The following is a 17,205-nucleotide window of genomic DNA, read 5'->3' on the forward strand; positions in this document are numbered from 1 at the left end:
CATGTACCTGGAGTACACCCCAGAGCATCGAGAGCTGAGCCGGGAGCTGCGCGCCTACTTCGCGCGCCTGCTCACGCCTGAGGTCCGCGAGGCGCTCGGCGGCACCAACGAGGACCGTCCGGCCTACCGCGAGATCATCCGTCAGATCGGCAAGGACGGCCTGCTCGGGCTCGGTTGGCCCAAGGAGTTCGGCGGCCAGGGCCGCCCGGCGCTCGACCAGTACATCCTCTTCGACGAGATCAACCGCGCCCAGGCGCCGTTCCCCTTCGTCACCATCAACAACATCGGCCCGATGCTCATGCGCTACGGCACCGAGGAGCAGAAGCGCACCTACCTGCCGGGCATGCTCACCGGCGACGTCATCTTCGCCATCGGCTACAGCGAGCCGGGCTCCGGCACCGATCTCGCCTCGCTCGGCGCCAAGGCCGAGGCCACGCCCGAGGGGGGCTGGGTCATCAACGGCCAGAAGGTCTTCACCAGCGGCGTCAGCCAGGCCGACTTCGTCTGGATGGCCGTGCGCACCGACCCCGACGCCCCGAAGCACAAGGGGATCACCATCCTCATCGTGCCGACGTCGGACCCCGGCTTCAGCTGCACGCCGATCGCCACCAGCGGCATCACCCACACCAACGCCTCCTACTACGAGGACGTGCGCGTCGGCCCCGAGGCACTCGTCGGCGAGGTCAACGGCGGCTGGCGCCTCATCACCGGCCAGCTCGGTCACGAGCGAGTGGGCCTGGCCGCGATGGGCGGGCGCACCGAGCAGCTGTGGACCGACGTCGCCGCGTGGGCCGCCGAGCCCGACGCCGACGGGATCCGCGTCCTCGACAAGCCGTGGGTGCGTACGGAGCTGGCCCGCGACTACGCCGAGCTGACCGCGATGCGCCTGCTCAACTGGAAGATCGCCGTCGTCGAGGAGGGCCAGAACCCGGCTCCCGCCGCCGCGTCCGTCGCCAAGGTCTACGGCACGGAGACCCACGACCGGGTCTGCCGCAACCTCGTCTCCGTCGTCGGGCCCCGCGCGACCCGGCGACCCGGCGCACCGGACGCCGTCCTCGGCGGACAGCTCGAGGCCTACACCCGCGGCTCCTACATCAACACCTTCGGCGGCGGCACCAACGAGGTGCTGCGCGACATGATCGCGGTCGCCGGCCTCGGCATGCCGAGGAAGGGGCGGTCCGCATGAGCACCACGACGTGGACCCCGGCCCCCGACGCCACCGACGAGGAGGCCTTCCTCGCCCGCCTGCGTGAGTTCGTCGGCCTCGAGGCCACGCCCACCCGCTACGCTCAGGACGCCGTCAACCAGGCGATGATCCGCCACTTCGTCGAGGCGATGGGCGACGAGAACCCCGTCTACGTCGACGAGCAGGCCGCCCGTGACACCGGCCGTGAGGGCGTCGTCGCCCCGCCGCCGATGCTGTCCACCTGGCTCATGGTCGGCTACCGGGCCCACCTGGCCGCCGCCGCGGGCGCCGCGCCGGACACCCCCATGGCCCGGCTGCTCGCGATCCTCGCCGAGGCCGGCTTCGTCGGGGTCGTCGCGACCAACGACGAGCACGAGTACGTTCGCGAGCTGCGCCTGGGCGACGAGATCAAGATGGCGACGGTCATCGAGGACGTCTCCCCGCGCAAGACCACGGGTCTGGGCACCGGCCACTTCATCACGACGCTGCGCACCTACACCGACCAGGACGACGAGGTCGTGGCTCGCCAGCGCTTCCGCATCCTGCGCTTCGACCCGTCCGGCGCCAAGCCCGCGGCTCCGGCCGCCGGCGACCCGGCGCTGCGGCACAAACCGTTCATCCTGCGCGACAACGCCTTCTGGTTCGAGGCCGCCGCACAGCGTCGCCTCGTCATCCAGGCCTGCACCGACTGCGGCACGCTGCGCCACCCGCCCGGCCCGCTCTGCCCTTCCTGCCACTCGTACGCGTGGCACGAGGTCGAGGCGAGCGGACGGGGCACGGTGCACAGCTACGTCGTCAGCCACCACCCGAAGGCTCCCGGGTACGACTACCCGCTCACCGTCGTGCTCGTCGACCTCGAGGAGGGCACGCGCCTCGTCGCCGACTTCGTCGGGGACGCCGACGAGGTCGAGATCGGCATGCCCGTGCAGGTCGACTGGCTCGCCTACGACGAGAACCTCACCCTGCCGCGTTTCCGGGCCGCGACCTCCGCATCGGAGCCCACCGAAGAGGAGAAGAACTGATGGACTTCCAGCTCGCCGAGGACCAGGTCACGGTCAACGACCTGGCGCGCGACGTCTTCTCGCGCAACGGCGACCCGCAGCGCCTCTTCGACATCGAGGCCGGGCAGGACCGCTTCGACCGCGCCCTGCACCGCGACCTGGCCGAGTCCGGCATCCTCGGGCTGCTCGTGCCCGAGGAACACGGCGGCGCCGGGCTGGGCCTGTGGGAGGTCGCCGGGGTCTTCGTCGAGCAGGGCCGCACGCTGGGCACCGTCCCGCTGTGGGAGACCCTCGTCGGCGGCGTCCTGCCGTTGGTGCGCTACGGCGACGCCAGGCAGCAGGCCGAGTGGCTGCCCCGCGTCGCCGCCGGGGACGCGGTCCTCACCGTGGCCGTCGACGACCTGGCCGACGCCCGGCCGTACGGCGCCCGCGTCCGTGCGCGGTCCGGCACCGAGCCCGGCGGTGCGGCGGTCACCCTGAACGGCACCGCCGTCGGCGTTCGCTCAGCGCACCTCGCCGACGCGATCATCGTCCCGGCCACCGACGAGGAGGGCACGGTCGGGCTCTACCTCGTGCCGACCGCTGGCACCGGGGTGCGCCGCGACACCTTCGAGCGCACCGACCGCGGACTCGCCTCCGACGTGCACCTCGAGGGCGCCGCCGCGGAGCTGCTCGCCGAGGGCCCTGAGGAGGACCGGATCGACTGGCTGCTGCGCCAGGTCTGGATCGCCGTGGCCGCCCTGCAGAGCGGCATCAGCCAGGCCGCCGTGCGCCAGGCCGCCGACTACACCTCCGGCCGCGAGCAGTTCGGTGTGCCGATCGCGACCTTCCAGGCCGTCGCCCACCAGATCGCCAACTGCCACATCGACACCGAGGCGATGGAGGTCACCTACCTCAACGCGCTCTGGCGCGAGACGACGGCACGGCCGCCCCGCGCGGCCGTACACGTCGCGAAGTACTGGGCTGCCGAGGCGGGCGACCGTGTCGCGCGCACCGTGCAGCACGTGCACGGCGGCATGGGTGCCGACGTCACCTACCCGATCCACCGCTACATGCTCTGGACCACCCAGCTGGCCAACACCGCCGGCTCGGGGGCCTGGCAGCTGCAGCAGCTCGCGGACCTCGTCGACGCGGGGGAGCAGCTGTGAGCGGCACGCAGATCACCATCGAGCAGGTGAGCCTCGGCGACACGCTGCCGGAGCTCGAGATCCCGCTGACCCGGACCCTCATCGTCGCCGGCGCCCTCGCGACCCGCGACTACGAGGACGTGCACCACGACCCGGCCCAGGCCGAGCGTCGCGGCACCCCCGACACCTACATGAGCATCAACAACACCAACGGGCTCGTCGGCCGCTACGTCACCGACTGGGCCGGCCCCGCGGCGCGCATGGTGCGCCTGAGCACCCGCCTCGGGGTGCCGAACTTCCCGGATGACGTGATGCGGCTGACCGGAGAGGTCGTCGGCGTCGAGGAGGACACCGTGCGCGTCGCGGTGCGTGGCATGAACAGCAAGGGCGCGCACGCCGTCTCCGAGGTGACCGTGCGCCTGCCCCGCGGAACGGAGCAATGACGTGACGTCCAACTTCCTGTCGGGGCGCACCGCGATCGTCGGCATCGGCGCGACGGAGTTCTCCAAGAACTCCGGCCGCAGCGAGCTGCAGTTGGCCGGCGAGGCCGTCTCGGCCGCCCTGGCCGACGCGGGCCTGAGCCCCGCCGACGTCGACGGCATGACGACCTTCACCATGGAGACCAACCCGGAGAACATGGTCGCCCGCAGCCTGGGCATCCCCGAGCTGAAGTTCTTCTCCCGGATCCCCTACGGCGGTGGCGGCGCCTGTGCCCCCGTCCAGCAGGCCGCCATGGCAGTCGCGAGCGGCGTCGCCGACGTCGTCGTGGCCTACCGCGCCTTCAACGAACGCTCCGGCGTCCGCTTCGGGCAGGGGCCGCCTCCGGCGAAGACCCAGGCCACCTCGGACAACGAGTACCGCTCCTGGGTCAACCCGTACGGCCTGCTCACCCCGGCCCAGCACACCGCGATGTTCGCCCGTCGCTACATGCACGAGTACGGCGCGACCAGCGAGGACTACGGCCGGGTCGCCGTGCTCGCCCGCAAGCACGCCGCGAACAACCCCAAGGCGTGGTTCCACGGCAAGCCGCTCACCCTCGAGGAGCACCAGGCCTCCCGCTGGATCGCCGAGCCGCTGCACCTGTTCGACTGCTGCCAGGAGACCGACGGCGGCCAGGCGATGGTCATCGTCAGCGCCGAGCGCGCCAAGGACCTGCCCTCCACCCCGGCCTACATCGTCGGGGCGGCCCAGGGCATGGGGGCGGACCAGTACCAGATGGTCAGCTACTACCGCGAGGACCTGACCCGGATCCCCGAGGTCGAGCTCTGCGCCCGGCAGCTGTGGGCCCAGTCGGGCCTCGGACCCGCCGACATGGACGCGGCGATCCTCTACGACCACTTCACCCCGTACGTGCTCAACCAGCTCGAGGAGTACGGCTTCTGCGGTCGCGGTGAGGCCAAGGACTTCATCGCCGACGGCAACCTCGAGGTCACCGGCTCGCTGCCGACCAACACCCACGGTGGCCAGATCGGCGAGGCCTACCTGCACGGGACGAACGGCGTCGCGGAGGGCGTCCGCCTCGTCCGGGGGACCTCGACCAACCAGCCCGACGGCGTACGCAACGTCCTCGTGACGGCGGGCGTCGGGGTCCCGACCAGTGCACTGATCCTCTCCGCGGAAGGCTGAGACGCCGGGTGACCGAGCGTCCGGCGGTCACCACCCCACAGACCCTGAAGGCCGTCACAGCGACCCACCGATCCCGCCCGCAGCCGCCGGGCGGGACAACACCACCACCGATCGGCCGGAACGAATCGGCCCGTGTTTTTGGAAGGATGAAGATGGGCGTCAACAACAAGACCAGGGGACGCCTGGTCGCGCTGATCGCCATCGGGGCTCTCGCCGTGGCCGGCTGCAGCTCACCAGACAACTCCGGCACCACCGGCACCGGCCAGGGCGAGATCGACACCTCGGCCGTGCTCAAGTTCGCGTCGGCGGGTCCGCTGCGCGACCTCGACCCGGCCGTCCAGACGAGCTACGGCGCCTGGGGCTACCTGTTCCTCGTGTGGGACCGGCTGACCATGCTCGACAAGGACGACAAGATCGTCCCGGGCCTGGCCAAGGAGTGGAACTTCGTCGAGGACGGCAGCGTCCTCGAGCTCAAGCTGCGTGACGACGTGAAGTTCCACGACGGCACGCCGTTCGGCGCCGAGGCCGTCAAGGTCAACATCGAGCGCGGCAAGACCCTCGAAGGCTCGACCCTCAAGAGCGAGCTCGCCGACATCGAGTCGGTCGAGGTCGTCGACGCGACGACTGTGCGCCTCAAGCTGGTCAAGGGCAAGGGCGTCCAGCTGCCTGCGTCCTTCACCGGCACGGCCGGCATGATGGTCAGCCCGAAGGCCATCAAGGACGGCGTCGACATCAAGAACAAGCCCGGTACCGCCGGGTCCGGCCCGTACATCGCCACCGAGCTCGTGCCCCAGGAGAAGCTCGTCCTCAAGCGGGCCGACAGCTACTGGGACCCGAACGTCGGCCGCCTCGGCGGCATCGAGCTGCAGCGCGTGCCCGACGCCGCGGCCCGCCTCAACGGCCTGCAGAGCGGCCAGGTCGACCTGGCTCCGCTCAGCTCGGCCGGTGAGATCGCCACGGTCGAGAAGATCGTCACCCCGGGCAGCGGTCTGCAGCAGCACCAGGTGAAGTTCAAGAACGTCGTCGGCGTCTACATGCGCGCCACCAAGGGCGACGTCGCCAAGCCCGAGGTCCGCCAGGCGATCGCCCACGCGGTCGACCCGGGGGCGATCAGCGCGCTGTTCAGTGGCTACTGCACGCCGACGCGCCAGCTCGTCCCCGAGACGGACCCGAGCCGCATCCCGAACTACACCTACCCGTACGAGTTCAGTGTCGACAAGGCCAAGGCCCTGGTGCAGCAGGCCGGCGGCGCCAAGGTGTCCGTCACCTTCGCCGCGGGCACGAACGCCGAGCAGCCGGCCAACGTCGTGCAGGCGTCGCTGCGGGCCGTCGGCATCGACGCGTCGCTCAACCCCGTGCCCAACACCGAGAACGAGCCGCGCTTCATCGCCGGCGACTTCGAGCTGATGGTCGGCACGTCGTGGAGCCCGAAGGCCGACCCGGCGGCGACGGTGAACACCTACCTGCTGAACACCTACAAGCTCGCCGCGGACCCCTCGCTCATCGCGGCCAAGGCGGCCGAGGCCGCCAACCCCACGCTGCCGATGAGCCAGCGCGCCCCGCTGTACCACGACATCTGGAAGACGACGCTCGAGCAGGGCTGGTACGTGCCGCTGTGCAACCAGACCAACGCGAGCGTCGCGAAGGAGAACGTCGTCGGCGGCGACAACATCCCGATGTCGAACATCGGCATCTGGGACCTGCGCAACATCGCCGTCAAGAAGTGACCGGTCGCTCCTGACCACCCGGTGGTGCCGCCGCCGGACCCGCCCGTTGTGGCGGGGCTGGCGGCGACACGACACCGCCCGCGCCGGCACAGGCCGGGCGAGGCTCAGTCCCAGGCACCACGCTCAGAGTCGAGGTAGGACATGCTCCGCTACGCAGGCAGGCGGCTACTCGCGGCAATACCCCTGCTGTTCGTCGTCCCGCTGCTCGTCTTCGCCCTGATCGAGCTCGCCCCGGGGGACCCGGCTGTCATTCTCGCCGGTGACGAACCGACCCCGGAACGCGTCGAGGCGATCCGCGAGGAACTCAACCTCAACGATCCGGTCCTGCTGCGCTACATGATGTGGATCGGGGACGTCGTCCGCGGCGACCTCGGCACGTCCTTCCTCTCGGATCAGACCGTGACCGAGCTGCTGACGCGGCGGATGGCCACGACGCTGTCGCTGGTGCTCGTGGCGATGATCTTCGCCATCGTGCTCGGGGCCACCCTGGCGCTCGTGGCCACGCTGCGCTCCGGCGGCATCGTCGACCGGATCGTCAACGGGTTCGCCTCGATCTCGATCGCCATCCCGGGCTTCTGGTTCGGCCTCGTGCTCGCCTCGGTCTTCGCGGTGGGGCTGCAGATGTTCCCGGCGTTCGGCTACCAACCGCTGTCCGACGGTTTCTGGCCGTGGCTCTCGCACCTCATCCTGCCGGGCATCGCCCTCGGTCTGCTCCCCGCCGCCGAGGTGACCCTGCAACTGCGCTCGGCGCTCGGGCAGGTCATGAAGACCGACTACGTCCTCAACGCCGAGGCCAAGGGGCTGTCGCGCGCCAGCGTCGTGTTCAAGCACTCCCTGAAGAACGCGTGCATTCCCGTCATCACCGTTCTCGGCTTCCGCGTCGCGGAGGTCCTCGCCGGGTCGGTGACCATCGAGATGATCTACAACATGCCGGGCCTCGGGCGCACCGCCGTCGAGGCCGTGCAGGGGCGTGACGTCCCGGTGCTGCTCGGCTTCGTCCTGTTCAGCACGACGATCGTCGTGCTCGTCAACCTCATCGTCGACATCTCCTACGGCTACTTCAACCCGAAGGTGCGGTCATGAGCGCGAACCAGACCCCCACGTCTGCGGTGCCGGGGAACGACCCGCACGACGCCGGCGCGCCCGCGGGCGGCCTCGCCGAGACCGTCCTCACCGAGGTGCCCACGGCGGCCATCGGCACGGGTGGCCCGGAGCCGGCCGCCGCCCCCGGCATCCTCAAGAGCATCGTGCGTCGCCCCGCGACGATCGTGGCCGGCGTCTTCCTGCTCGTGCTGACCCTCATCGCGATCCTCGCCCCGGCCCTGGCGCCGTACGACCCCGACGTGCAGAACCTGCTGCAGCGGCTCAAGCCGCCGAGTGCCGAGCACTGGCTGGGGACCGACGACTACGGCCGGGACGTGCTGAGCCGGCTCATCTTCGGGGCGCGAGTCTCCCTGTGGGCGGCGCTGCAGGCTGCGGCCGTCGCGCTCGTGCTCGGCCTGCCCCTCGGCATGATCGCGGGCTACCGCAGCGGCTGGGTCGACACGATCCTCACCCGCCTCATGGACGCGCTCATGAGCGCTCCGTCGCTGGTGCTGGCCATCACCATCGTCGCGGTCCTCGGCGCCGGCATCACCAACGCGATGCTCGCCATCGGCCTGGTCATGGCCCCGCGCTTCTTCCGGGTGGCCCGCGCCGGCACGATGGACGTGCGGCACGAGACCTACATCGAGGCCTCGATCGCCCTGGGCTGCAGCACCCTGCGCACCGTGGTGCGGCACGTGCTACCCAACGTGCTGCCGCCGATCATCCTCGTCGCCTCGGTGTCGTTGGGCACCGCCGTCGCGGCCGAGGCGAGCCTGAGCTTCCTCGGGCTGGGCGTGCAGGCCCCCGCCGCCAGCTGGGGCTCGATGCTCTCGACGGCCTCCTCGAACATGCGCCTCGCGCCGTACCTCGTGTGGCCGCCCGGCGTGATGATCTTCCTCGCCGTCCTCGCCTTCACCTACCTCGGTGACGGCGTCCGTCGCGCCCTCGTGCGCACCCGGTCGGGCAATTGACCGGCCCGGCAACCACCAGGAGCTGACATGGCACGTGAAACGGCACCCGGCGGGACCGCCGGCACCAGGACCGGCGCCACCGACGAGGCGGCGGACCTGCTGCGCGTGGAGAACCTGAGCGTCGAGTTCCCCGCACCCTCGGGTGGGTGGCAGACGACCGTCCAGGACGTCTCGTTCTCGCTCAGGCCGGGGGAGTCGATGGCTCTCGTCGGCGAGTCCGGTTCGGGCAAGACGGTGACCTCGATCGCGGTGATGGGCCTGACCGGGGCGACCGGCGGGCGGATCGCCTCGGGCCGGATCGCCTTCGACGGCGTGGACCTCACCGCGGGCAGCCAGAAGCAGTGGCGGGACCTGCGTGGCCCGGGCATGGGCATGATCTTCCAGCAGCCGATCCGCAGCCTGAACCCGGCCTACACCGTCGGGGACCAGATCGCGGAGTCGGTACGCAAGCACCTGGGCATGAACCGCAGGCAGGCCCGGGCCCGCGCCGTCGAGATGCTCGAGATGGTGCAGATCCCGCGGGCGGCGCAGCGGGTCGACGAGTACCCGCACGCGTTCTCCGGCGGCATGTGCCAGCGCGTCATGATCGCGATGGTCATGGCGTGCAACCCGCGCCTGCTCATCGCCGACGAGCCGACGACGGCGCTCGACGTGACGGTGCAGGAGCGGATCCTCGAGCTGTTGCGCGACCTGCAGGAGCAGACCGGTGTGGCACTGCTGTTCGTCAGCCACGATCTCGCGGTGGTGGCCGAGCTGTGCCAGGAGGTCGTGGTCATGTACGCCGGCGAGGTGGCCGAGAACGCGCCCTCGGAAAAGATCTTCTTCAACCCGCGGCACCCCTACACCTCCGGCCTGCTCGGTTCGATCCCGAAGCCGGGCCTGAGCACCGACCGGCGGCTGCGCACGATTCCCGGCGGCATCCCCTCCCCGGGCGCCTGGCCGCACGGGTGCCGCTTCAGCAGCCGGTGCGAGTACGCCGAGCCGGGCCGGTGCGACGTGGCCCACCCGGGCCTGGTCCGTGTCGACGGCGCCGCCGGGCACCACGCGCGGTGCGTGCGCGCCGCGGAGCTCTCTCTGGATGGAGTGACGGTCTGATGAGCCTGCTCGAGGTCGAGGGCCTCACGAAGTCGTTCAGCTCCGGTCGGGACTGGCTCGGCCGGCGCACGAAGTGGTCGCACGCGGTCAAGGGGGTGAGTTTCACCCTGGAGCGCGGTGAGTGTCTCGCGGTCGTCGGTGAGTCCGGCGCGGGCAAGTCGACGGTCGGGCGCATGGTGCTGCGCCTCATCGAGCCGGACTCCGGGTCGGTGACCTTCGACGGGATCGACGTGCTGGCCACGAAGCCGAAGCAGATGCGCGAGCTGCGCCAGCGGATACAGATGATCTTCCAGGACCCGTACAGCTCGCTCGACCCGCGAATGACGATCAAGGACGCGGTCGCCGAGCCGTTCCTCGTGCACACCGGCAAGGACCGGGTCACGCGTGAGCGGGAGGCCGTCGAACTGCTCGACAAGGTCGGCATCGGCTCGCGTTACCTCGGGCGCTACCCGGCGGAGCTGTCCGGCGGGCAGTTGCAGCGGGTCGCGATCGCACGGGCGTTGACGATGAAGCCGAGCCTCATCGTGTGCGACGAGCCGGTCGCGGCGCTGGACGTGTCGGTGCGGGCGCAGGTGCTCAACCTGCTCCGGGACCTGCAGGAGGAGTTGGGCCTGGCGTACCTGTTCGTCTGCCACGACCTGGCTCTCGTCGAGGTCATCGCCGACCGGGTCATGGTGATGGCCTCCGGTGAGGTCGTGGAGACGGACACGACGGAGCAGATCTTCGCCAACCCGCAGCAGGAGTACACGAAGAAGCTGCTTGCGGCGATCCCCGTGCCGCTGCCGCGCGACAGTCAGGGCAATCGGCTCGTCGCGCCGGGAAAGGTGGGCTGAGCGGTGACTGTCCCGACGGGACCGACCCGGACGCAGCTGCTCGCGCGGTTCGCGACGACGCGCGACGAGGACATCCCCGAGTCGGTGCGCGACTACGGCAAGCTCGTCGTGCTCGACTCGCTCGTCTGTGGTCTGGCGGCGGTGCGGTTGCGGCGCAGCCGCATGGTCCAGCGGGTCGCCGCCCGGTTCGGCGGCCCGGCCGAGGCGACGGTGTTCGGGCTGGGGCAGCGGGTCGCGGCGATCAACGCCGCTCACGCCAACGCGGACATGATGAACGCGTTGGACGCGGACGACACCTTCTTCAACTCGGCGCACTTCGCGGTGTTCGGGGTCGCGGCCGGACTGGCCGAGGCCGAGCGGCTGCACGCCGACGGGGCGAGCCTGTTGCGCGCGAGCATCATCGCCTTCGAGATCAACGCGCGGCTGAACCTGTCGACCTCGCTGATGGCCTTCGAGGACGGGCAGTTCCGCTGGTCGCCGCTGTCGTCGCACGGGTACGCCTCGATGGGCACGGCTGCGGCGTGCGCCGTCGTCGGCGGCTGGGAGCCGGAGCGCCTGACCCACGCGCTCGGCCTGGTCGCCTGGCTGGCCCCGCCGGCGAAGAATTCCTACATGGCCGAGCGGCGCTCGTTCAACGCGTTCAAGTACGGCCCGTACGGCGCGATCGCGCACGCCGGGATGCTCGGCGCGGCGCTCGCCGAGGAGGGCTACACCGGCGACCTGGACGTGCTGGACCGCACCCCGGGCTTCATCGAGGCGATGGGCTTCCTCGGAGGTGAGCGGCACGAGCTGGTCGCCGGCCTGGGGTCGACGTGGTGGATCAGCGAGACGTCGCTCAAGCCGTACCCGACGTGCCGCTTCACCCACGCCGCGCTCGACGCGATCCGCGCGTTCCCGAGCACCCACGGGGTGCCGGTGTCGCAGATCGAGTCCATGGAGATCCGGCTGAGCCCGGCGGCCTACCGAACGTTGCAGTTCCGGGAGCCGGCCCCGCAGATCCCGGACACGCTCGTCGCGCCGCTGGACGGTGCCTTCAACATGCCGTACGCCGCGGCGCTGGCATTGCTCGGGCACGCCCCGGGGCCGCAGTGGTACGACCCGCAGCGGCTGGCCGACCCTGCGGTGTGGGACCTGGCGCGCCGGATCACGACGGCGCCAGACCCGGTGCTCGACGCCGAGTGGGAGGCCGACCTCAAGGAGCACCCGGGTGGTCAGATCCGCCGGACGCGGGGCGCGCTGACGATCCGGGCCGGTGGCCGGGAGTACGTCGTCGAGTCGGACTTCGCCCAGGGCGACCCGTGGGACTCCGCGACGCGGGCGGACTGGGACTTCGTGGTCGGCAAGCTGGCCACGTTCTGCGACGGGATCCTCGACGCGGGCTCGCAGGAGCAGCTCGTCGAGGTGGTCCGGGGCATCGAGGACGTCGCCGACGTCGCCGAGACGCTGTCACCGTTGCTGGCCCGCGCGCGATGAGCCGGGGAGACCGGATCGGTGCGGAGACGAGGTCGTTCGCCTCGTACGGCCGGTCGTGGCTGGTCATCATCCGTGGGCCGCGCGGGATGGCGTTCGACCGGTTCCTCGTGCGAAGGACCGGGTTCTCGCTCGTGTCGTTGCAGTACGCGCTGGCGGGCAGGTTCCCGTACAACCCCACGCTGCTGCTGACGACGGTGGGCCGACGGTCCGGGCAGCTGCGCGACGCGGCGTTGCCGTACGTGCCGCACGGGACGGACCTGGTGGTCGTCGGCTCCAAGGGGGGCGGCCCCACGGACCCGGCCTGGGTGGTCAATGCGCGTCACCACGAACTCTGCTGGATCGTCCTGCGGCGCAAGACGATCGCGGTGCGGGCGCGGGTGACCGACGGGGAGCGCGACCCGGAGCTGTTCGCGCACGTCGTGGCGCACAAGCCGAACGTGGGGCGCTACGCCGAACGGGCCGCGGGCTTCGGGCGGCAGATCCCGCTCGTCGTCCTGTCCGCCGTGTCGGGGGAGTCGCTCACCTAGCCTAGGTGGCTGGTCTTGTAGCGGTGCCGGGCTGCGGGATCGGTGGTTGGAGATCGCCCGATCCGAGGCGACCCTTCCGGGCGGTCCGCAGCGTCCCGTCGTCGCCTGATTTCAGGTCTTGAGCGGGGACGGTGGCCAGCAGGAGATCGTTTGAAACCTCAACGATCAGGTGACTGGTGCCTGGCACCATCCATGTATCAGGCACCGGGGCATCGGGCAACATGGCAGCCGCTGGTCGGAGTGCGCCGTCGGCGACTGGTGGCAGTACCGAGGTCCCGAATCCATTTCGCGACAGCAGGCATTCACTTCCATGGATGGAATGTGGCATAGTGACAGAACGGATTCGGGACGTCACCGAAGGTGTGCCGCCGCCTGTAGTGGGCTGGAACAGATCCCGCATCCGGATGTACGGCACCAGGAGCGGCAACCCGAGCTCGGCCTATCGATAGGCGCAGATAGCAGTAAGCCGTGACACCGCCCGTCCACCTGCGTTCGCGCCGGTGGGCAACGGGCTGCTGTCCGGACGGGGTCACGAACGGCCGTCGTGGTGTTCGGGCCGGACATCAAGGTGTCGACCCGCACGAACGAGGAGGTGAACATGCTCAAGACGATCGAGGCGATGGGCAGCGCCCTGCTGGGGCGTCTCGTCCCACGGCTGGAGGCGTCCGCCGCTTGTTGGGGCGCCTGCTGGCAGTGCAACAAGCTGTACGGCCACCAGGACGGGGTCTGCAACTGCAACGCCCCCTGCTGCTCCTGGCCGAGCAACGCGAACCGGTTCAGTTGCAACTGTCTCGACTGCCCCTGACCGACGGGGCCGATGAGGGACGAGCCGCGGTCCTGCTAGCCGCACGGTGAGTCAAGCCCCGGTCGGGGGCGTCGCGGCGGGTGGGTCAGGTACCTGGCACCCGCGCCCGCCGAACGACACCCGACGCTCCCGACCGGCGGCGACCCGCACGGGGGAGGAATTGGTGCAGTACCTCACGCTCGGGCTCCGCTGCCTGCTTGGGGCCGTCTTTCTCATCGCCGCGGTGAGCAAGGTCGCGGGCCGGGAGGCGTTCGCCTCGTTCGCGGTCTCCCTGCGCCGCATGCGGCTACTGCCGAACGGCCTGGTCCGACCGGTTGCGGCGCTTGTGGTCGGGGCGGAATTGACCGCTGGCGCGGCGCTGGCCTGGCCGACGGCGAACGGCGCACCGGGCTTCGCGCTGGCGGCGACCCTGCTGATCCTGTTCGCGGCCGGTATCGGGCGGGCGGTGCGCCTCGACATCCGCGAGCCCTGCCGGTGCTTCGGTCCGTCCGAGACCCCGCTCGGCCGGCCACACATCGTCCGCAACGCCGTGCTTGCAGCCGTCGCGTGCGTGGGCCTCTGGGGCGCGCAGCAACCCGCGCCGCTCCACGCCAGCGGCGTCATCGTCGCGGTGTCCCTCGGGTTGCTCGCCGCGGCGGCGACCCTGCTGCTCGATGACATCACCGAACTGCTCCGACCGCTGTGACGCCCGGAGTGCCTGCCCATCGACCTGACCCGAACGGAGTGTGAGATGGCGGTCCTGACTGCTGTCGTGCTTGTCTTCGCGGCGCTGTGCCTGGTGAACCTGCTGTTGACGTGGGCGATCGTCAAACGCCTGCGCGTACATACCGAGATGCTCAACGGCCTGAACGGATCCGCGTCGCTCGGCGTCGGGCAGGAGGTCACCGACTTCGCCGTGGCCACGGTCGACGGCGAACGGATCGATCGCGACTCGCTGGCCGGGAAGACGCTGGTCGGCTTCTTCACCCCGACCTGCGAGGCGTGCAAGGAGAAGCTGCCCAAGTTCGCCCAGTTCGCCCGGCGACACGGCCGGGACCGGACGATGGCCGTCGTCGTCGGCACCGCCGAGCGGGTGACCGCACAGGTTGCCACGCTGCGTGAGGTCGCCCGCGTGGTGGTGGAAGAACGGAACGACGGCCCGGTCTGCTCGGCGTTCCAGGTGATGGCGTTCCCGGCGGTGTTGTCGGTCGGACCCGACGACAACGGTCGAGTCGTGGTCATCGACGACCGGGTGAGGTTGGATCGACAGCCCGCATCGGCATGACCGAGCCGACCGACGCCGGTGGTGCCGCGGGCGACGCCACCACCGGCGCGGGCGGCCCTCGGCGTACGCCCCGCCGCCGGCTCCTGCCGCGCGCGTGGTGTGCCGTCCGGGAGATGTTCCTGGCCGGGGCGCTCGTCGGGCGGGCCGCGCCATGGACGTTGACCAGCTACGTGCTCCTGACGGTGACCGCTAGCCTCCTGCCGGTGGCGGCCGCCTGGCTCACGAAGCTCCTGATCGACGCACTGGTGGCGGGCCCCACCGCCGGTACGCTCCTACCGTTCGCCGCAGGGCTGACGGCGCTGGGCGTGGTCACCGGGACCCTGCCGCACGGCATGCGTTACCTGCACGCGGAGCTCGACCGGGCGGTCTCGGTGCTGGCGCAGGACCGGCTCTTCGGCGCGGTCGACCGGTTCCTCGGGCTGGCCCGGTTCGAGGATCCGCACTTCCTGGACCGGATGCGACTGGCGCAGCAGGCCGGTGGCACCATGCCGAGCCAGACCGTAGACGGCGCGCTCGGGGTCGGGCGCTCACTCCTGACGATCGTCGGCTTCTTCGGCTCCCTCTTGGTACTCAGTCCCCTGATCACCGTACTGGTGCTGCTGGCCGCGGCGCCGACGCTCGTCGCGCAGGTCGCGCTCTCGCGCCGACGGGCGCAGTCGCTGCTTACGACGGGTCCGACGGAACGGCGGGAGTTCTTCTACGCCGCGTTGCTCTCGACGATGGAGGCGGCGAAGGAGATCCGGCTCTTCGGCAGCGGCGCGCTCCTACGGCGCCGGATGCTGATCGACCGACGGATGATCAACCGTGTCCGACGGGGCCTGGACCGCCGCGAGATCCTCGTCCAGGCGTCACTCGGCCTGTTGGCCGCGCTGGTGTCCGGAGTCGGGCTGCTCTGGGCGGTCGACGCCGTCCGACAGGGGCGGCTCACCGTCGGTGACCTCACCGTCTTCGTCGCGGCGGTCGCCGCCGTGCAGGGCGCACTCGCGACCCTGGCCAGCGAGTTCGGGCGTACGCACTATGCCCTGCTGATGTTCCGGCACTACCTCGGGGTGATTACGGCCGAGCCGGACCTGCCGGTCGCCACGGCGCCGGCCGCACTTCCGTCGCTGCGGCAAGGGATCGAACTCCGGGATGTCTGGTTCCGGTACTCCGACGAGCATCCCTGGGTGCTGCGCGGCGTCGACCTGTGGCTTCCGGCCGGTAGGACCACTGCCCTGCTCGGGCTCAACGGTGCGGGGAAGTCCACGCTGATCAAGTTGCTCTGCCGCTTCTACGACCCGACGCGCGGGTCGATCCGGTGGGATGGGGTGGACATCCGCGAGGTCGACGTGACCGAGCTGCGGGGCCGGATGAGCGGCATCTTCCAGGACTACATGCACTACGAGATGACCGCTGGCGACAACATCCGGCTCGGTGATCCGGGGGCCGCCGGAGACGAGGCTCGCCTGCGAACGGCCGCCTCCGCCGCGGGCATCCATTCGCTCCTCAAGCGGCTGCCGCAGGGGTACGAGACCCTGTTGTCCAGGATGTTCTTCGCTGACTCCCCCGGCGAGGAGCCCACGTCCGGAACCGTGCTCTCCGGTGGGCAGTGGCAGCGGCTGGCGCTGGCCCGCGCGTTCTACCGGGAGCATCGCGAACTGGTGCTGCTCGACGAGCCCTCCGCCGGCCTCGACGCCGAGGCGGAGCACGACGTGTATGCCGCGCTGCGGCGCCGGTCGGACGGGCAGACGTGCGTCATCATCTCCCACCGGCTGGGTACCGCCCGGGCGGCCGACGTCATTGTCGTGCTGCGGCAGGGGCAGATCGTGGAGCAGGGCGGGCACGCCGACCTGCTGGCCAGCGGCGGCCAGTACGCACGGTTGTTCACCGCGCAGGCCGCGCAGTACCGGGAGGGGGACGAGGAGGACTCGACGATGAGCGGAGCGCGTGGATGAAGCCGGTGATCGTGCTGGCCGTGGCGATGGCGGTGGCCGCGGTGCTCTGCCACGCGGGGCTGTCCCGTAGGTTCGTCGTTGTTACGGTGCGCGGCGTCAGCATGGAACCGACGTACCACGACGGCGACCAGGTCCTGGTCCGACGCAACGTGCAGCCCACCGCCGGTCAGGTCGTGGTCTTCGAGCAGGGTACGGGCGACTGGCTCGCCGCAGACGCACCGGCCGCGGCGCTCACGTCCCCCCGCCGACACTGGATGATCAAGCGCGTCGCCGCCGTGCCCGGTGACGCGGTGCCACGCGCCCAGGTACTCGCGCTGCACGACGTGCCGGAGGACCGGGTCCCGGCGGGCCAGCTCGTGCTGCTCGGCGACAACGACCGGGCCGCGCTCGACTCCCGTCAGGTGGGGTACTTCGCGGCGGAGAGCCTGCTCGGCGTGGTGCTGTGGCGAATCTCGGCCCGGCGCCGCCCAGGGTAGTTCCATCCCCACAGCAGCCGCTCAGTTCGGAAACACCGCCGCTTCATGCGCCGCCGCTCTGACGGACCTACCGC

General features: G+C 70.8%; 17 protein-coding genes. All 17 read left to right on the plus strand.

The genetic code is table 11. The features are described 5' to 3' along the window. The first annotated feature begins 1 nt into the window (after position 1). On the plus strand, positions 2 to 1,186 hold the full coding sequence (locus GA0070608_RS20495) for an acyl-CoA dehydrogenase family protein (RefSeq protein WP_091630175.1): 1,185 nt from the start codon (positions 2 to 4) through the stop codon (positions 1,184 to 1,186). Then, complete coding sequence (locus tag GA0070608_RS20500; RefSeq protein WP_091630176.1) at positions 1,183 to 2,208, plus strand: bifunctional MaoC family dehydratase N-terminal/OB-fold nucleic acid binding domain-containing protein; 1,026 nt, start codon at positions 1,183 to 1,185, stop codon at positions 2,206 to 2,208. The genes GA0070608_RS20495 and GA0070608_RS20500 overlap by 4 nt, the downstream gene beginning before the upstream one ends. Then, positions 2,208 to 3,335: an acyl-CoA dehydrogenase family protein gene (locus GA0070608_RS20505; protein ID WP_091630177.1), complete on the plus strand. Its 1,128-nt coding sequence runs from the start codon at positions 2,208 to 2,210 to the stop codon at positions 3,333 to 3,335. Before GA0070608_RS20500 ends, GA0070608_RS20505 begins: the two co-directional genes overlap by 1 nt. After that, positions 3,332 to 3,757 carry a hotdog family protein gene (locus GA0070608_RS20510; RefSeq protein WP_218107536.1) on the plus strand — a complete coding sequence of 142 codons (426 nt, stop codon included), beginning with the start codon at positions 3,332 to 3,334 and terminating at the stop codon, positions 3,755 to 3,757. Before GA0070608_RS20505 ends, GA0070608_RS20510 begins: the two co-directional genes overlap by 4 nt. A gap of 1 nt (position 3,758) precedes the next feature. Further along, a complete protein-coding gene (locus GA0070608_RS20515; protein ID WP_091630178.1) occupies positions 3,759 to 4,940 on the plus strand; it encodes a lipid-transfer protein in 1,182 nt (393 codons plus the stop codon). Between the two features lie 152 nt (positions 4,941 to 5,092). After that, complete coding sequence (locus GA0070608_RS20520) at positions 5,093 to 6,667, plus strand: ABC transporter substrate-binding protein (RefSeq protein ID WP_091630179.1); 1,575 nt, start codon at positions 5,093 to 5,095, stop codon at positions 6,665 to 6,667. Positions 6,668 to 6,808: 141 nt separating this feature from the next. Next, positions 6,809 to 7,750 carry an ABC transporter permease gene (locus GA0070608_RS20525; protein WP_091630180.1) on the plus strand — a complete coding sequence of 314 codons (942 nt, stop codon included), beginning with the start codon at positions 6,809 to 6,811 and terminating at the stop codon, positions 7,748 to 7,750. Beyond that, positions 7,747 to 8,724 (plus strand): ABC transporter permease, encoded by a 978-nt coding sequence (locus GA0070608_RS20530; RefSeq protein ID WP_091630181.1) that lies wholly within the window; start codon positions 7,747 to 7,749, stop codon positions 8,722 to 8,724. Before GA0070608_RS20525 ends, GA0070608_RS20530 begins: the two co-directional genes overlap by 4 nt. A gap of 27 nt (positions 8,725 to 8,751) precedes the next feature. Continuing rightward, positions 8,752 to 9,819, plus strand: coding sequence for an ABC transporter ATP-binding protein (locus tag GA0070608_RS20535; RefSeq protein WP_091630182.1), 1,068 nt, complete (start codon positions 8,752 to 8,754; stop codon positions 9,817 to 9,819). Next, the gene (locus tag GA0070608_RS20540; RefSeq protein ID WP_091630183.1) at positions 9,819 to 10,652 is read left to right on the plus strand and encodes an ATP-binding cassette domain-containing protein; all 834 of its coding nucleotides are present in this window, start codon (positions 9,819 to 9,821) and stop codon (positions 10,650 to 10,652) included. Before GA0070608_RS20535 ends, GA0070608_RS20540 begins: the two co-directional genes overlap by 1 nt. A gap of 3 nt (positions 10,653 to 10,655) precedes the next feature. Continuing rightward, positions 10,656 to 12,125: an MmgE/PrpD family protein gene (locus tag GA0070608_RS20545; protein ID WP_091630184.1), complete on the plus strand. Its 1,470-nt coding sequence runs from the start codon at positions 10,656 to 10,658 to the stop codon at positions 12,123 to 12,125. Then, complete coding sequence (locus tag GA0070608_RS20550; protein WP_141719512.1) at positions 12,122 to 12,652, plus strand: nitroreductase/quinone reductase family protein; 531 nt, start codon at positions 12,122 to 12,124, stop codon at positions 12,650 to 12,652. The genes GA0070608_RS20545 and GA0070608_RS20550 overlap by 4 nt, the downstream gene beginning before the upstream one ends. Positions 12,653 to 13,196: 544 nt before the next feature. Then, positions 13,197 to 13,457 carry a hypothetical protein gene (locus GA0070608_RS20555; protein WP_091630185.1) on the plus strand — a complete coding sequence of 87 codons (261 nt, stop codon included), beginning with the start codon at positions 13,197 to 13,199 and terminating at the stop codon, positions 13,455 to 13,457. A 163-nt stretch (positions 13,458 to 13,620) separates the two neighbouring features. Continuing rightward, complete coding sequence (locus GA0070608_RS20560) at positions 13,621 to 14,142, plus strand: MauE/DoxX family redox-associated membrane protein (protein WP_176733776.1); 522 nt, start codon at positions 13,621 to 13,623, stop codon at positions 14,140 to 14,142. 45 nt (positions 14,143 to 14,187) lie between these two features. After that, complete coding sequence (locus tag GA0070608_RS20565; protein ID WP_091630187.1) at positions 14,188 to 14,721, plus strand: TlpA family protein disulfide reductase; 534 nt, start codon at positions 14,188 to 14,190, stop codon at positions 14,719 to 14,721. Beyond that, positions 14,718 to 16,655: an ABC transporter ATP-binding protein gene (locus tag GA0070608_RS20570; RefSeq protein WP_245715854.1), complete on the plus strand. Its 1,938-nt coding sequence runs from the start codon at positions 14,718 to 14,720 to the stop codon at positions 16,653 to 16,655. Before GA0070608_RS20565 ends, GA0070608_RS20570 begins: the two co-directional genes overlap by 4 nt. After that, on the plus strand, positions 16,652 to 17,131 hold the full coding sequence (locus tag GA0070608_RS20575; protein WP_218107537.1) for a S26 family signal peptidase: 480 nt from the start codon (positions 16,652 to 16,654) through the stop codon (positions 17,129 to 17,131). Before GA0070608_RS20570 ends, GA0070608_RS20575 begins: the two co-directional genes overlap by 4 nt. Positions 17,132 to 17,205 lie beyond the last annotated feature (74 nt).

Origin of the sequence: Micromonospora peucetia (genome assembly GCF_900091625.1) — a bacterium.
Taxonomy (GTDB): domain Bacteria; phylum Actinomycetota; class Actinomycetes; order Mycobacteriales; family Micromonosporaceae; genus Micromonospora; species Micromonospora peucetia.

Excerpts from the sequence above, each read along its gene's own strand:
- GA0070608_RS20570 (WP_245715854.1), top strand. The coding sequence starts at position 14,718 with ATGACCGAGCCGACCGACGCCGGTGGTGCCGCGGGCGACGCCACCACC.
- GA0070608_RS20525 (WP_091630180.1), top strand. The coding sequence starts at position 6,809 with ATGCTCCGCTACGCAGGCAGGCGGCTACTCGCGGCAATACCCCTGCTG.
- GA0070608_RS20505 (WP_091630177.1), top strand. The coding sequence starts at position 2,208 with ATGGACTTCCAGCTCGCCGAGGACCAGGTCACGGTCAACGACCTGGCG.
- GA0070608_RS20565 (WP_091630187.1), top strand. The coding sequence starts at position 14,188 with ATGGCGGTCCTGACTGCTGTCGTGCTTGTCTTCGCGGCGCTGTGCCTG.
- GA0070608_RS20530 (WP_091630181.1), top strand. The coding sequence starts at position 7,747 with ATGAGCGCGAACCAGACCCCCACGTCTGCGGTGCCGGGGAACGACCCG.
- GA0070608_RS20520 (WP_091630179.1), top strand. The coding sequence starts at position 5,093 with ATGGGCGTCAACAACAAGACCAGGGGACGCCTGGTCGCGCTGATCGCC.
- GA0070608_RS20550 (WP_141719512.1), top strand. The coding sequence starts at position 12,122 with ATGAGCCGGGGAGACCGGATCGGTGCGGAGACGAGGTCGTTCGCCTCG.
- GA0070608_RS20540 (WP_091630183.1), top strand. The coding sequence starts at position 9,819 with ATGAGCCTGCTCGAGGTCGAGGGCCTCACGAAGTCGTTCAGCTCCGGT.
- GA0070608_RS20575 (WP_218107537.1), top strand. The coding sequence starts at position 16,652 with ATGAAGCCGGTGATCGTGCTGGCCGTGGCGATGGCGGTGGCCGCGGTG.
- GA0070608_RS20535 (WP_091630182.1), top strand. The coding sequence starts at position 8,752 with ATGGCACGTGAAACGGCACCCGGCGGGACCGCCGGCACCAGGACCGGC.
- GA0070608_RS20495 (WP_091630175.1), top strand. The coding sequence starts at position 2 with ATGTACCTGGAGTACACCCCAGAGCATCGAGAGCTGAGCCGGGAGCTG.
- GA0070608_RS20500 (WP_091630176.1), top strand. The coding sequence starts at position 1,183 with ATGAGCACCACGACGTGGACCCCGGCCCCCGACGCCACCGACGAGGAG.